We start from the raw sequence: 15,704 nt of genomic DNA, 5'->3' as shown, positions 1-15,704 counted from the left end.
TGCATTGATAATAGGAATACACCTCGTTGCGTGTCCTAAACCCCAATTTAATGGAGCAACTAAAATGCGTTTATTTTGTAAAAGAAGACTCAGGCTCTTTTTATTTTATATATGAGTGAATGAAACAAAGATAAACCTAAAATGTTTCCTTAATTTTACCGAATTATTAATATTTGTAGACAAACATTATTACAAGTGGGAAGTAAAAACAAACTAAAACGATTTAAGGAAAACGAAACTTTTGAAAATGTGTTTCAGCCGACAAGAGATGAGTTGGTCAAGGAAAGCTATCATTTAAAAGGTAAATGGCGGAAGGATGTTTTTAAAAATGACCATCCTTTGGTTTTAGAATTAGGCTGTGGTAAAGGTGAGTATACAGTTGGTCTGGCTAAACGCTATCCAGATAAAAACTTTATAGGCATAGATATTAAAGGAGCACGTTTTTGGAGAGGAGCAAAAACAGCAATTGAAGAAAATATACCTAATGCAGCTTTTATAAGAACGCAGATAGAACTTGTTGAATATATTTTTGAGGAAAATGAAGTTGATGAAATATGGATTACCTTCCCAGATCCACAGATTAAATATAAACGCACGAAGCATCGTATGACTAATCTACAATTTTTAGAACGCTACAAAAAAGTATTAAAACCAGATGGCTTAATGCACCTAAAAACTGACAGTGAGTTTATGCATGGATACACACTTGGTTTGTTGCATGGGTTAAAAAAGGAAGTATTATATTCTAATCATAATGTATACAAATTAGAAGGCAGTCCAGAGGAAGTTACCGAGATTCAGACCTTTTATGAAAACCAGTATTTAGAGAAAGACAAAGCAATTACGTATATTAGGTTCAAAATCAACTAAAATTTGAGTATTACTGTTATTTTCTTCCTCGGACTTATTGTTGCGCTTATTGGTGTAATCCCACCAGGATTACTTAATATGACAGCAGCGAGAATAAGTCTAAAAGAAGGTGCAGCAAGAGGTATAATGTTTTCTTCGGGCGTTTCAATAGTTGTTTTTGTTCAGACTTACATAGCGGCAATTTTTGCAAGATATTTATCGAATAGACCAGATATAGTCGAAATACTTCAGCGTGTTGCTTTTGTACTTTTTGTGCTTATCGCAATATACTTTCTAATATTAGCTTCTAAACAAAAAGAAACTAAGGCCAAAACTGAAATAAAAAGTAAACATGGACGATTATTACATGGTATGTTTTTATCTGCTTTGAACGTATTTCCTATTCCATACCAGGCCTACATGACAATTACCTTAGCTACTTTTGGTTGGATGAATTTTGAACGTACAAGTATCATTACTTACGTTACAGGTGCTTCAATGGGAACTTTCGTAGCACTTTACTTCTACATATTCTTTTTCGATAAAATAAAAGACAAAAAATTCACCTCTCAAAAAAGCATGAATTATAGTATAGGTATCATCACAGGTATTGTGGCATTAATTACGTTTATTAATATTTTAAGAGAATTATAATGCAACCCGAAACTCTTGGATTTTTTGAAAAAGTATATGAAGTTGCCAGATTAGTTCCTTATGGAAGAGTAACAAGTTACGGAGCGATTGCCAAGTATTTGGGAGCAGCAAAAAGTGCTCGTATTGTTGGCTATGCGATGAATGGATCTGGTGGTAAGGACGTGCCAGCACATCGTGTAGTAAATAGAAAAGGCTTGCTCACAGGAAAACATCATTTTGAAGGCACCAACTTAATGCAGCAACTTTTAGAAAGTGAAGGCATAGAAGTTGTAGATAATCAGATCCAAAATTTAGAATCGGTTTATTGGGACCCGGCTAAGGAATTATAACATCTTGTGGTTGCACTAGGTATAGTTGCCTAAGGATAATAAAATTCACAAATAATAGTAAATCAAACAACCATTTGCAAACTAAATCTAGTCATTATTCAATTCAATTTATTCACTTCAAAATCTAAACTTTTAGCAGTATCTTTGCATTTAGAATTAATCTATATAAGACGTGAAGCTTAACAAACAAGATATACTTAACGCTCTAAAAAGCATTACCGCGCCTGGCGAAGGTGAAAATATGGTAGATAGTGGTGCTGTAACTAATGTGGTAACGTTTGCAGATGAGGTCATAGTAGATATTACAATTAAAAATCCTAGTCTTCAAGCTAAGAAGAAAACAGAAGTTGAAATTTTGCAAACCATTCATAGAGAAGTTTATGAAAAAGCGAAAATAAAAGTCAATGTAAAAGTTGATGTTCCTACAAAACCTGCTGTAAATGAGATTAAGGGAAAACCAATTCCTAGTATTCAAAATATAATAGCTGTGGCTTCTGGTAAAGGGGGAGTAGGAAAATCTACTGTTACTGCAAATTTAGCAGTAACCTTAGCTAAAATGGGCTTTAAAGTCGGAGTTTTAGATGCAGATATCTACGGACCATCAATTCCAATTATGTTCGATGTAGCATCAGAGCGTCCATTGTCTGTTAATGTAGATGGAAAATCTAAAATGAGACCTGTAGAAAACTACGGAGTTAAAATATTATCCATTGGTTTTTTTACAAAACCAGACCAAGCGGTTATTTGGCGTGGACCAATGGCTTCTAAAGCCTTAAACCAAATGATTTTTGATGCAGCTTGGGGAGAATTGGATTTTTTGTTACTTGATTTACCTCCAGGAACAGGCGATATTCACTTAAGTATTATGCAAGCTTTACCGATTACAGGAGCTGTTGTGGTTAGTACTCCTCAGAATGTGGCTTTGGCAGATGCTAAAAAAGGGGTTGCAATGTTTCAGCAAGATAGTATTAATGTTCCTGTTTTAGGAATTGTTGAAAATATGGCTTACTTCTCTCCTGATGAATTACCAGAAAACAAATATTATATTTTTGGTAAAGAAGGCGCTAAAAATTTGGCTGAAGATTTAAAAGTACCATTTTTAGGTGAAGTACCAATTGTGCAAAGTATTAGAGAAGCAGGTGATGTAGGGAGACCAGCAGCATTACAAACAGCAACTCCGATTGAAGAAGCTTTCGAAGAAATAACTCGCGAAGTTGTTAAACAAGTGGTAAATAGAAATGAAGCCTTACCAGCTACCGAAGCAATAAAAATTACAACAATGGCAGGTTGTTCTGCTGTAAATAAAAAGTAGATGAGCTCAGAGGAACTTAAAATAAATGTAGAAAAAGCATTGGATGAAATTCGTCCGTTTCTACAAAGTGATGGAGGTGATATCAATTTATTGTCTATTGATGATGGCAAGTTTGTTAAGGTGCAACTTGTAGGTGCTTGTACCTCTTGTAACGTTAATCAGATGACATTGAAGTCTGGTGTAGAAATGACCATTAAAAAATATGCTCCACAAATCGAAAAAGTTATTAATATTGAATAAATATTGTGACATTTGTCACATTATATTCTATACTGCATTAGTAGTTTTGCTTTCAAATTCACATTAATGATTACAACAGATATTCTTATAATTGGTGCAGGTCCGACAGGACTTTTTACAGTTTTTGAAGCAGGACTTCTTAAACTAAAATGCCATTTAATAGATGCTTTGCCGCAGCCAGGTGGTCAGTGTTCGGAGATTTATCCTAAAAAACCAATTTATGATATTCCGGCTTATCCAGAAATCTTAGCAGGGGATTTAACCGATAAATTGCTTGAACAATGTAAACAATTTGAACCTGGTTTTACTCTTGGTGAACGTGCTGAGACGATAGAAAAACAAGAGGATGGTACATTTATTGTAACTACAAATAAAGGTACGAAACACCAAGCTCCTGTAGTTGCAATCGCTGGTGGTTTAGGAAGTTTTGAACCTCGAAAACCATTAATTCATAACATTACTGATTTTGAGGAAAAAGGAGTAGAATACATCATTAAAAATCCAGAAATATATAGAAACAAAAAAGTGGTGATTGCAGGTGGTGGTGATTCCGCTTTGGACTGGAGTATCTTTTTGAGTGATGTTGCTTCTGAGGTGACATTGATTCACAGACGAAATGAATTTAGAGGGCATTTAGACTCGGTAGAGAAAGTGCAAGAATTAAAAAATAAAGGAAAGATTAATCTAATAACACCAGCAGAAGTAGTTGGTATTGTTGGAGACCAAAGAGTAGAGGCTGTTGTAGTAAAGCAAGCACAACATATAGAAAAAGAGTTTGAAGTAAAATGTGATCATTTTATTCCTTTATTTGGTTTATCTCCTAAACTTGGACCAATTGCAAATTGGGGACTTGAAATAGAAAAAAATGCTATTAAGGTCGATAATTCTTTAGATTACCAAACCAATATACCAGGGATTTTTGCAATTGGAGATGTAAATACGTACCCAGGAAAATTAAAACTTATTCTTTGTGGTTTTCATGAAGCCACTTTAATGTGCCAATCGGCATATCAAATCATTAATCCCGGTAAGCGTTATGTATTAAAATATACTACAGTATCTGGTATTGATGGTTTTGATGGTACACGTAAAGAAGCACCAAAAGCCGTAGTTAAAGCCATTAATTAATGGAAGTACAAGACATTAACATAACCATTATAGACAGAGATGGAGTTGCCCATAAAATTGAAGCACCAACTGATATGGCAATGAATCTTATGGAAGTTGTACGCTCTTATGAGCTAGCTCCAGAAGGTACGATTGGTGTTTGTGGTGGTATGGCCATGTGCGCTTCTTGTCAATGTTATGTTTTGAGCAACTCTGAATTGCCAGAAATGCAAGATGACGAAGAAGCCATGCTTTCAGAAGCGTTTTATGTAAAAGATAATTCACGTTTAGGCTGTCAAATACAAATGACTCCAGAAATGGAAGGCTTGGAGGTTGAGTTGGCGCCAGAGAGTTGATTACCCAGTCTTATAATCAATTAACCTCGTAGGCCCTTCTAATAAAAATCGATCAATTTTTAAATTTCCATCGTCAGTAGTAACAATTTGCCACTTTATTAAAGAAATTTCACCATTTTCAATTTCTAGACCTGTAATACTTCTGGGATGTACACAGCTTCCATCATTAAAAAAGGCTATGTCACCAGGTTCTGGAAAACGTGGTCGGTGTGTATGACCAGCAATAGTAACCAAATTATTGTTTTCTACAATCCATTTTTTAGTTCTGCGTTCTACTTTTATGAGCTCTTTGTAGTTTTTGGCTGGACTAGTAGGATCTGCAATTCCCATAACATTCAATGGTTTCCAAAGAATACGAACCATAAAACGGCTCCATTTCCAAAACAAATAGTTCCACCAGTCGGCTTGATGTCCATGACATAAAAATAGTTCCTGCTTGGTTTCAGAATTCTGTAAAACAATCCCTTCATGATATTTAATATCACAAAATAGTTCAACATCTTCACCTGTCTTAGGGTCAAAATAAGTGTTCAGATGCTTGTCCACATAATCAGGATTGCGGTATACCATATCATGGTTTCCCCAAATCATATGCAAACGTTCTTCATCATGAAATTGCTTCATAAGCATATATACATTCTTATGTGCAAAGAATATAGATTCAAAAGAAAGGTTTTCCCATAATTCGTCACCATCACCAAGCTCGCAATAACTAAAACCTTCAGAATAATAATGCTTTAATGCATGAAAATAGATATTCCGATTATTGGCAAAATCATCAGCAAAACTATTGTCGCCTCTGTGACAATCACTAAATAAGATGAATTTAGAGTCGTCATTAAACGTTATTCGTTTTGCTGCTTTATAGGCACGGTCTAATCTTGTTTTTGAAGACATTGAAAGGGTTTCAACTAATGTACTAAAAGTTATTGAATTTTTGAGATAGCTATAGGTAGTAAACGTTCTACAAATAATGAATATGCTAATTCTGAGGGATGTAAACCATCGGAAGCCACAAGCGCTGTGTTATCTAATCCGTTGCGAGTGATGTCGGTTATATTTACAAAAGTAATATTTTGTTGCATACAATAATTTTCGGCAAAAGTATTGTACATATCTATTTCTTGAGAAGTTATTTCAGGATTTCCATTGCCTTGCCCAAAAGGAGTATAGGCATAATCTGGTATAGATATTACAATGAGGTTGTTTTTATCATTTTTAGCAAGAGTAATAGCTGTATTAACCAATTCTGGAAATTCATCTTCATACAAAGAAAAAGAATCATTTTGATACTGATTGTTAACACCTATTAATAAAGTGACAAGGTCATAATTATTACCTAGATTCTCGTTTACTATGGCAGCTATTAAATCAGTAGTTGTCCATCCTGTTTGAGCAATAACGTTAAGGTTGTATGTGTCTTCATTGTCAAAACTTGTTGATAATCTATGTTTTAGTTGCTCAGGAAAACGACAAGTGTCGCATACACTCTGGCCAATAGTATAACTATCTCCTAGCGATAATAAGTTGTAATTTTGAGGCTGCTCAATTTCCATATCGTCATTAGAGGCCTCTATTATTTCATCAGATTTACAGGCAAATAGACTGATAAACGACAATAAAATAAAACTTACCTTTTTCATAGCTGTAAAGATACAACTTGATGGGAACAAAAAAATGCCTCTCTATTAAGAGAAGCATTTTCAATTTTTTTTATAATTATCTGTAACGATTCCGTCTGAGTGAGATAATTAAACAAGCCTTTATTTAAAAGCGTTTAAACCAGTAACATCCAAACCTGTTATTAATAAATGAATATCGTGAGTACCTTCATAGGTAACAACACTCTCTAAATTCATCATGTGTCTCATAATGCTATATTCGCCACTAATTCCCATTCCACCAAGCATTTGTCTGGCATCACGAGCAATGGTTAATGCCATATCCACATTATTACGCTTTGCCATAGATATTTGTGCTGATGTTGCGGTGCCTGCTTCTCTCATTACACCAAGTCTCCATGCTAATAGTTGGGCTTTAGTAATCTCTGTAATCATTTCTGCTAATTTCTTTTGTTGTAGTTGAAATTGACCTATTGGTTTACCAAATTGAATTCGTTCTTTACTATATCTAAGAGCTGTATCGTAACAATCCATTGCTGCGCCAATCGCTCCCCAAGCAATACCAAAACGTGCTGAATCTAAACAACCAAGCGGTGCTCCTAATCCGGATTTATTTGGCAATAAATTTTCTTTAGGCACTTTTACATTATCAAAAATAAGCTCACCAGTTGCAGAGGCGCGTAAGGACCATTTATTATGTGTTTCAGGAGTTGAAAAACCTTCCATACCACGTTCTACCACTAGACCGTGAATTCGTCCTTCTTCATTCTTCGCCCAAACTACAGCGATTTGACAGAATGGTGAATTGCTAATCCACATTTTAGCACCATTTAAAAGATAGTGATCTCCCATATCTTTAAAATTAGTGGTCATGCCACCAGGATTAGAACCATGATCTGGTTCTGTAAGTCCAAATGAACCAATCCATTCACCAGAAGCTAATTTTGGTAAGTATTTTTGGCGTTGTTCTTCGTTACCATATTTCCAGATAGGATACATTACTAAAGACGATTGAACAGATGCTGTGCTTCGTACACCAGAATCTCCGCGCTCAATTTCTTGCATTATTAAACCATATGAAATTTGATCTAAACCAGCTCCACCGTATTCTTCGGGTATATATGGTCCAAACGCCCCAATTTCGGCTAAACCTCCAATAATTGAATTTGGAAATTCTGCTTTTTGAGCAGCTTCTTCAATGATAGGAGATACATCGCGTTTCACCCATTCTCTTGCGGCATCACGCACTAATTTGTGTTCTTCAGAAAGTAATTCGTCAAGATTGTAGTAATCTGGTGCTTCAAATAAATCTGGCTTCATTTTCGTCATTTAAAATTTGAATAACAAAAGTAACGAAAACGTTTTCATGGAGCAAAACTATACTACATTTTCAAATAAAAATCTTTGGTGAGATTAATGTAGTCTTCAGTGTATTTATGCCGTGATGTTTCAATAACTAATACTGAAGTCTGTAATTTAGTTTTTTTGAATGAAAATTCTAATAAACTGCGTTTTACGTCTGAATCTGGATTACCTTTTACATGAAGTTTTCTGCAAAGGGACAAACCAACTTTGGAAGATAACTCAACAAATTTTATTTCTTCTTTATGAGGAATAATAACTGAGAGTCTCCCATTTTCTGACAGTAAATTTGCTACTGCAAAAATTAAATGCTCAAATGGCATAGCATCTTGAAATCTAGCTAAGTCTCTTGAATTATCTTTTGTTTTATAATCCTCTGAATAGAATGGAGGGTTACAAATGATGAGGTCAAATTTATCTTCAACTTCTTCAACAAATTCTATGAGAGAGGCATGATAACAAAACAAGCGATCTGCCCAAGGTGAGTTTTCAAAATTTTCTGAGCATTGCTCATAAGCATCAGCATCAATTTCTATAGCTTCAATATTTTGTGCATTACTTCGCTGTGCTAGCATTAATGACAAAATACCTGTACCGGCACCAATATCTAAAATTGAAATAGTATTGTCGCTAACTGGTGTCCATGCGCCAAGTAAAATACCATCAGTACCAATTTTCATAGCACATTTATCTTGATCTATCGTAAATTGTTTGAATTTGAAAGGCTTATTCATTTATTCCAGATATAAATCAATCAATCCTTCAGGAGTATTTAATTCAATTGCTTTATTCTCTCTGTCTACTTTAACTATAAACTCATCATTCATGGGAATTAATATTTCTATACCATCTCTGTCTATTTCAAATAACGCTTGTGCAGTAGAATCATTAATACCTTTTAGTATACCAACATGTCCGAAGTTTTTGTCTGAAATTGAAAAACCTATTACCTCATGGAAGTAAAACTTGTCACCATCTAATTTTGGTAATAAATCAAGAGGTAAATACAATTCAGACTTCATTAAAGCATCAGCATCAGCTTCAGTATCTACATCTTCAAACTTTAGACGTAATAAATCTGATTTGTGTAATTGAGAAGATTCTATAAAGAAAGGTACCAAGTTACCTCTTAAATCTATAAAAATGGCATCTAAATTATCATATAGGTCAGGTTCATCAGTATCGAGTTTCGCTAGGAGTTCTCCTTTAAAGCTATACTTCTTTACAATTTTTCCTAAATAAAAGCAATCTTCTTTTTTCATAAAAACTTCTAAATAAAAAACCCAGACCTTAATAGTCTGGGTTTAAAAGTATAAAAATAAATTTTCTATTCTTCTTCGTTAGATGCTGTTGTTTCTTCTGTTGCAACATCTTCAGCTACTTCTTCTTCAACAACAGGAGCAGCTGCAGCAATACGTGCTTCATTTACTGCTTTTTCAGCTTCTAGTGCTTTAGCTCTTGCGTCAGCATCAGCTTTAGATAAGCCGTCCGCTTTAGCTTGTACTTTAGCAGCTTTTTCTTCTAACCAAGCATTGAATTTTGTTTCAGCTTGTTCTTCGGTTAAAGCTCCTTTTCTTACACCACCAGCTAAATGATGTTTTAGCATAGCACCTTTATAAGATAAAATTGCTTTTGCAGTGTCAGTTGGTTGTGCACCGTTTTGTAACCATTGCACAGCTCCATTAACGTCTAGTTCAATAGTTGCAGGATTTGTGTTTGGATTGTAAGCACCTAGTTTTTCTAAGTATTTACCATCTCTTTTAGCGCGAGAATCCGCAGCTACGATCCAGTAGTAAGGTTTTCCTTTTTTACCGTGTCTTTGTAATCTAATTTTTACAGGCATAATAATTAATTAGTGAGGTTCTCGACCTCTGTTATTAATGAGGGCGCAAAGATAGTACATTTTTTTAATTCTCAACACATTATTCACTTTATCTAAAAGAATACCGCTTTAACTAAAAGAGAATTTGATATAGTTCCAGTTATAAAAATTATTATACTTTTGGTAACCTTGTTTCATTATATTTGAAATAAAGAAAAATTACCCTTTGTAAACATGAAAAAACTAATTCTCCTATCTCTTGTTTTTTTAACGCTATATGGCTGTGGTGACGAAGTACAATTTAATACACCTGCTTTTCAAGGTGATCGCGAAAATGTGCTATGGAGAGCTAAAGCTTTTTCTGCTAGTATTTCAGCAGAAGGATTTTTAACTATTACAGGATCAAATACTTCTGAAAAAGTAATTCTTAGTATACCATCTGTGTCAGAGTCTACCTTTATACTAGGAGATGTTGAAGCCATAGAGGCTCAATATATTGATGGTTTTGGAACTACCTTTTCAACAAATAATAAACCTGATGAAAGTGTATCAATTTATCCTGAACTTGGCGAAATAGTTATCGAAGAAATAGATTACACACTTAGGACATTTACTGGCACTTACAGGTTTTTAGCTTTTGACGCCTCTGGATTGAATTCGGTTGGCTTTACCAATGGCATTTTCTACAGAGTACCACTGGTTTTTGGTGAATTTCCTACAACTATAACAACTTGTGAAGACTCAGAGATGGCGGCAGATGTAGCGCTTTTGGCTTATGAGGCCACTTTTGCTTCTGAGTTGGACTTTATAGACAGTGATGCCTATGAGGCTTCATGTACAGCCTATATTGATGCCTTAAGTGATCAACGTACATTTTGTGGGGATCCTGATGATGCACTTCAAAGCATTATAGATGGTTTAGGTGTTTGTCAAATAACCTGCGAACAAGCAACTGCAAATAGAGTGGAGGCAGAATCGCAATATGTCACAGCAACAATTGGTAATTTTGATGAGAAATGTGCTCAATATTTACTTTACTTACAAGAACAAATTGAATTTTGTGGTGATGTAGATGGAAGTATTCAGGCTGATATAGATAGTTTAAACTGCGATGATGATGACGATGATGGAGTGCCAAATGCATTCGAAGATTTTAACGGTGATGGTGATATTACTAATGATGATACTGATGGTGATGGTATAGCAAATTATTTAGATACTGATGACGACGGTGATGGAGTACTAACCGTAGATGAAGCAGTAGATGCAGATGGAAATCCAATAGACACAGATGGTGATGGTGATGTAAATTATTTAGATAATGATGATGATGGTGATGGCTTATTCTCAAATTTTGAAACTGGTGACACAGATGGAAATGGTGTGGCAGATTATTTAGATAATGATGATGATGGTGATACTATTTTGACCATTAATGAAAATGCAGATCCTAATGCAGATGGAAATCCTGTAGATGCCATTGATACAGATTCTGATGGTACACCTGATTATTTGCAGGCATAAATATTGTAATATACAGATAAAGCGTTACTCATTTAGTAACGCTTTTTTGTTTACAACTGTTTATAACTTTCGATTCAAAAAGGTATAAAATTTCTTAATTTTAATGTTCCGATTTTTTACACCAAAACGACTGTATGTACTTAATATTTGATACCGAAACAACAGGTTTGCCAAAGCGTTGGGATGCACCAATAACTGATACTGATAATTGGCCAAGATGCATCCAAATTGCATGGCAGTTGCATGATGCTATGGGAAATTGTATTGAGCATCAAGATTATTTAGTGAAACCAGATGGCTTTAATATTCCTTATGATGCTGAAAAAATACATGGTATTTCTACCGAATTAGCTCAAGAGCAAGGTGTGCCGCTTTCTGAAGTATTAGAGAAATTTAATATTGCTTTATCAAAGACTAAATTTGTTGTTGGTCAGAATGTAAAGTTTGATCTAAACATTATGGGAGCAGAGTTTGTGAGAGAAGACGTTGCAAATCCACTTCAAGAACTTCCAGTTTTAGATACCTGTACAGAACATACAGCAAGTTTATGTCAGATTCCAGGAGGGCGTTATGGTAAGTTTAAATTACCAACCTTAACTGAATTACATCAGTACTTATTTGATACACCTTTTGACGAAGCCCATAATGCAACAGCAGATGTTGAAGCAACTACACGTTGCTTTTTCGAACTAATTAGAAAAGAGCAATACACCAAAGAACAGCTCGATGTTCAACCCGATTATTTTCAGAAATTTTCAGAAGAAAATCCTGATACAATTCAACTTATAGGATTAAAACATATTAATCTAAAGCGTGAAAGTGCTAAGATTAATCAAAGACTTCAAAAAGAACAAATAGATGCTCTTCCTACTGAAACTGATAAAGAAGTAGTATCAAAATTAGCTGATGTTGATTTTGTACATCTTCATAACCACTCGCAATTTTCAATCCTTCAATCTACAATTAGTGTTAAAGATTTAGTAGCAGCTGCAGCTAAAGAAGATATGCCAGCTGTGGCTTTGACTGACCATGGTAATATGATGGGAGCTTTTCATTTTGTGAGCGCTGTTGGTAATCATAACAAAAAGATTAAAGCTCTGCATGCTGAAGCTGAAGAAAACGGAGAAGACAAGAAAGGTAAGCTCATAAAGCCAATTATTGGTTGTGAGTTTTTTGTTTGTGAGAATCATACTGACAAAACCAGAAAAGATAATGGGTATCAAATTGTGTTAATAGCTAAGAATAAAAATGGTTATCATAATTTGGCAAAATTATCATCTGCTGCATTTACGGATGGTTTTTATTATGTGCCAAGAATTGATAAAAAACTGATTGAGCACTATAAAGAAGACTTAATCTGCTTAACAGGAAATCTTTATGGTGAGGTACCAAGTAAGGTTTTAAATGTTGGTGAGAATCAAGCAGAAGAAGCCTTGTTATGGTGGAAAGACACCTTCCAAGATGATTTGTATATAGAATTAATGCGTCATAATCAGGAAGATGAAAATCGGGTGAATCCTGTATTAATTCAGTTTGCAAAAAAGCATAATGTAAAACTTGTTGCGACCAATAACACGTATTATGTTGATCAAGAAAATGCAAACGCGCACGATATTTTACTCTGTGTAAAAGATGGAGAAAAACAAGCAACACCAATAGGTCGTGGACGTGGTTATCGCTATGGTTTACCAAATCAAGAATACTATTTTAAGACTTCGGAAGAAATGAAGGCTTTGTTTAGAGATGTACCTGAAGCGATTGTAAATATTCAAGACGTCGTTGATAAAATTGAGTCTTATGAATTGGCTCGCGATGTTTTATTACCTGCTTTCGATATACCAAACGAATTTAAAGACGAAGCTGATGAGGATGATGGAGGCAAACGTGGTGAGAATGCCTATTTAAAGCATTTAACTTATGAAGGTGCTAAAAAACGTTATGGAGACATTACACCAGAAATTAAAGAACGACTCGATTTTGAATTAAGTGTTATTGAAAATACGGGCTATCCAGGTTACTTCTTAATTGTTGAAGATTTTATTCGTGAAGCGCGTAAAATGGATGTATCTGTTGGTCCAGGTCGTGGATCTGCAGCAGGATCTGTGGTTGCATATTGTCTTTGGATTACTAATATTGATCCGATTAAGTACGATTTACTTTTTGAGCGTTTCTTAAATCCAGATCGTGTGAGCATGCCAGATATTGATATCGATTTTGATGATGAAGGACGTGGTCGTGTAATGGATTACGTGATTGATAAATATGGCTCAAATCAAGTTGCTCAGATTATTACTTATGGCACCATGGCTGCAAAATCTTCAATTAGAGATACAGCCAGAGTTCTAGATTTACCTTTAGGAGATGCGGACCGAATATCTAAGTTGATTCCGACCATGTCTAAACTCGGAAAGATATTTGGACTTTCTGAAAAGGAATTGGCTAAAAAATTCCGTGCTGAAGATTTAGAGAAAGTCAATGAGCTCCTCAATATTTCTGATGGTGAAGATTTACAAGCTGAGACCGTAAACCAAGCGAGAGTTTTAGAAGGGTCTGTTAGAAATACTGGTATTCATGCCTGTGGTGTCATTATTACACCTGGTGATATTACCAATTATGTTCCTGTGGCTTTGGCCAAGGATTCCGATCTATATGTCACACAGTTTGATAACTCTGTAGTTGAAGATGCAGGTTTATTAAAGATGGATTTCTTAGGTCTAAAAACCTTAACCTTAATTAAGGATACGGTAAAAATTGTAAAGGCGAAGCATGATATTCTTCTAGATCCAGATACCTTCCCATTAGACGATGAAGAGACATATGCATTGTTTCAACGTGGTGAAACCGTTGGGATATTTCAGTATGAATCTCCTGGTATGCAAAAGCACATGAAGAATCTTAAACCGACGGTTTTTGATGATTTAATTGCCATGAATGCGCTTTATCGTCCTGGTCCTATGGAGTATATCCCAAGCTTTATTGCACGAAAGCATGGTGACGAAGAGATTGAATACGACTTGCCAGAAATGGAAGAATACCTCAAAGAAACTTATGGTATTACGGTTTACCAAGAGCAAGTAATGTTGCTGTCTCAAAAGTTAGCAGATTTTACAAAAGGTGAAGCTGATGTTTTAAGAAAGGCCATGGGTAAAAAGCAGATTGCTGTTCTTGATAAAATGAAACCGAAGTTTATTGAGCAGGCTGGTGCTAAAGGACTAGATAAAGATAAATTAGAAAAAATCTGGAAAGATTGGGAAGCCTTTGCAAGTTATGCCTTTAACAAGTCGCACTCTACCTGTTATGCATGGATTGCCTATCAAACTGCTTATTTAAAAGCCCATTATCCTGCAGAATATATGGCAGCTGTATTATCTAATAACATGAACGATATTAAGTCTGTGACCTTCTTTATGGAAGAATGTAAACGTATGCGTTTACCCGTATTAGGACCAGATGTCAATGAGAGTTATTATAAGTTTTCTGTAAATAAAGATAATGCAGTTCGTTTCGGAATGGGAGCCATAAAAGGAGTTGGTCATGGAGCCGTTAAAACCATAGTTGAAGGAAGAAAAGACGGTGGACATTATAAGTCTATTTTTGATTTAGCTAAACGTATCGATTTACGTGCAGCTAATAAAAAAGCCTTTGAAGGTCTTGCTAATGCTGGCGGATTTGATTGTTTTACAGATACACACAGAGCACAGTATTTTGCGCATGATGGTGATGGTATTACCTTTTTAGAAAAAGCGGTAAAGTATGGAGCCAAACATCAAGAGAATGAGAATTCGGCTCAAGTCAGTTTATTTGGTGAATCTAGTGATGTGCAGATTGCAGAACCTTTAGTGCCGCCTTGCGAAGATTGGGGCACTATGGAAAAATTATCGCGAGAAAAAGAAGTCGTAGGTATCTATATTTCTGGTCATCCACTTGATGATTTTAAAATTGAAATGAAAACCTTTTGTAATGGTACTATTTCAAATTTTAATAATTTAGAAGCTATTCTTAATAGAGAAGTGACTTTTGGTGGAGTCGTTACTGATGTGCAGCATCGTGTGAGTAAACAAGGCAAGGGTTGGGCATTATTTACCATTGAAGATTATACAGACAGCCACGAGTTTAGAATCTTTGGAGAAGACTATTTAAAATTTAGACATTTCTTTGTTATTAATTCATTCGTTTATGTGCGAGCCTTTATCAAAGAAGGATGGGTAAATAGAGATACAGGTAAAAAAGGGGATCCTAGAATACAGTTTAATAGTTTTCAGTTGTTACATGACGTAATGGACACCTACGCTAAAAAATTGTCGATACAATTAAATATAGATGATTTGCGTGAAGGTAAGATAACGAAGTTGCACGACTTGTTGAGAATTCATGAAGGTAGTAATACCCTCAATTTTGTGGTGTACGACAACAAAGAAAAAATAAAAGTGCAAATGCCAAGTCGCAAACAGAAAGTGAAAATTTCTCAAGAACTTTTGCATGAATTGAAAGCGCATGATGTGATGTATAAATTGAATTAACACCTTC

15 protein-coding genes are annotated in these 15,704 nt (G+C 35.0%); 9 read left to right on the top strand and 6 right to left on the bottom strand.

Translation table 11 applies throughout. The features are described 5' to 3' along the window. Positions 1-195 precede the first annotated feature (195 nt). The 7 genes from trmB (at position 196) to Q0822_RS03975 (ending at position 4,847) form a co-directional block, all read left to right on the top strand. A complete protein-coding gene (gene trmB / locus Q0822_RS04005; RefSeq protein WP_299120439.1) occupies positions 196-870 on the top strand; it encodes a tRNA (guanosine(46)-N7)-methyltransferase TrmB in 675 nt (224 codons plus the stop codon). A 3-nt stretch (positions 871-873) separates the two neighbouring features. After that, positions 874-1,503, top strand: coding sequence for a LysE family transporter (locus Q0822_RS04000; RefSeq protein ID WP_299120436.1), 630 nt, complete (start codon positions 874-876; stop codon positions 1,501-1,503). Next, the gene (locus tag Q0822_RS03995) at positions 1,503-1,832 is read left to right on the top strand and encodes an MGMT family protein (RefSeq protein WP_299120434.1); all 330 of its coding nucleotides are present in this window, start codon (positions 1,503-1,505) and stop codon (positions 1,830-1,832) included. The genes Q0822_RS04000 and Q0822_RS03995 overlap by 1 nt, the downstream gene beginning before the upstream one ends. A gap of 172 nt (positions 1,833-2,004) precedes the next feature. Continuing rightward, positions 2,005-3,144: an Mrp/NBP35 family ATP-binding protein gene (locus tag Q0822_RS03990; RefSeq protein WP_299120431.1), complete on the top strand. Its 1,140-nt coding sequence runs from the start codon at positions 2,005-2,007 to the stop codon at positions 3,142-3,144. Then, entirely contained in the window at positions 3,145-3,384 is a 240-nt protein-coding gene (locus Q0822_RS03985) for a NifU family protein (RefSeq protein WP_299120428.1), read from the top strand. It begins immediately after the preceding gene. 66 nt (positions 3,385-3,450) lie between these two features. Further along, positions 3,451-4,512 carry an NAD(P)/FAD-dependent oxidoreductase gene (locus tag Q0822_RS03980; RefSeq protein ID WP_299120426.1) on the top strand — a complete coding sequence of 354 codons (1,062 nt, stop codon included), beginning with the start codon at positions 3,451-3,453 and terminating at the stop codon, positions 4,510-4,512. Further along, positions 4,512-4,847 (top strand): 2Fe-2S iron-sulfur cluster-binding protein, encoded by a 336-nt coding sequence (locus tag Q0822_RS03975; RefSeq protein WP_299120424.1) that lies wholly within the window; start codon positions 4,512-4,514, stop codon positions 4,845-4,847. Before Q0822_RS03980 ends, Q0822_RS03975 begins: the two co-directional genes overlap by 1 nt. On the opposite strand, the gene Q0822_RS03970 is transcribed toward Q0822_RS03975, so the two are convergent. The 6 genes from Q0822_RS03970 to Q0822_RS03945 all read right to left on the bottom strand — a co-directional run bounded on the left by Q0822_RS03970 (position 4,848) and on the right by Q0822_RS03945 (position 9,674). Beyond that, entirely contained in the window at positions 4,848-5,744 is an 897-nt protein-coding gene (locus Q0822_RS03970) for a metallophosphoesterase family protein (RefSeq protein ID WP_299120421.1), read from the bottom strand. Between the two features lie 29 nt (positions 5,745-5,773). Beyond that, on the bottom strand, positions 5,774-6,490 hold the full coding sequence (locus Q0822_RS03965) for an SGNH/GDSL hydrolase family protein (protein WP_299120419.1): 717 nt from the start codon (positions 6,488-6,490) through the stop codon (positions 5,774-5,776). Between the two features lie 120 nt (positions 6,491-6,610). Next, positions 6,611-7,789 (bottom strand): acyl-CoA dehydrogenase family protein, encoded by a 1,179-nt coding sequence (locus tag Q0822_RS03960; protein ID WP_299120416.1) that lies wholly within the window; start codon positions 7,787-7,789, stop codon positions 6,611-6,613. Between the two features lie 62 nt (positions 7,790-7,851). Continuing rightward, a complete protein-coding gene (locus Q0822_RS03955) occupies positions 7,852-8,565 on the bottom strand; it encodes a methyltransferase (protein ID WP_299120413.1) in 714 nt (237 codons plus the stop codon). Continuing rightward, the gene (gene rimM, locus Q0822_RS03950) at positions 8,566-9,093 is read right to left on the bottom strand and encodes a ribosome maturation factor RimM (protein ID WP_299120411.1); all 528 of its coding nucleotides are present in this window, start codon (positions 9,091-9,093) and stop codon (positions 8,566-8,568) included. 65 nt (positions 9,094-9,158) lie between these two features. Beyond that, entirely contained in the window at positions 9,159-9,674 is a 516-nt protein-coding gene (locus Q0822_RS03945) for a 30S ribosomal protein S16 (protein WP_299120409.1), read from the bottom strand. A 213-nt stretch (positions 9,675-9,887) separates the two neighbouring features. On the opposite strand from Q0822_RS03945, the gene Q0822_RS03940 reads away from it, so the two are divergent. Both Q0822_RS03940 and dnaE read left to right on the top strand, forming a co-directional pair. After that, positions 9,888-11,177: a DUF6252 family protein gene (locus Q0822_RS03940; protein WP_299120406.1), complete on the top strand. Its 1,290-nt coding sequence runs from the start codon at positions 9,888-9,890 to the stop codon at positions 11,175-11,177. Positions 11,178-11,311: 134 nt separating this feature from the next. Beyond that, on the top strand, positions 11,312-15,697 hold the full coding sequence (dnaE, locus tag Q0822_RS03935) for a DNA polymerase III subunit alpha (protein ID WP_299120404.1): 4,386 nt from the start codon (positions 11,312-11,314) through the stop codon (positions 15,695-15,697). Positions 15,698-15,704 lie beyond the last annotated feature (7 nt).

Source organism: uncultured Winogradskyella sp. (assembly GCF_947496485.1).
In the GTDB taxonomy this organism is placed as follows: Bacteria; Bacteroidota; Bacteroidia; order Flavobacteriales; family Flavobacteriaceae; genus Winogradskyella.
This window is presented reverse-complemented; position numbering and strand designations above follow the sequence as displayed.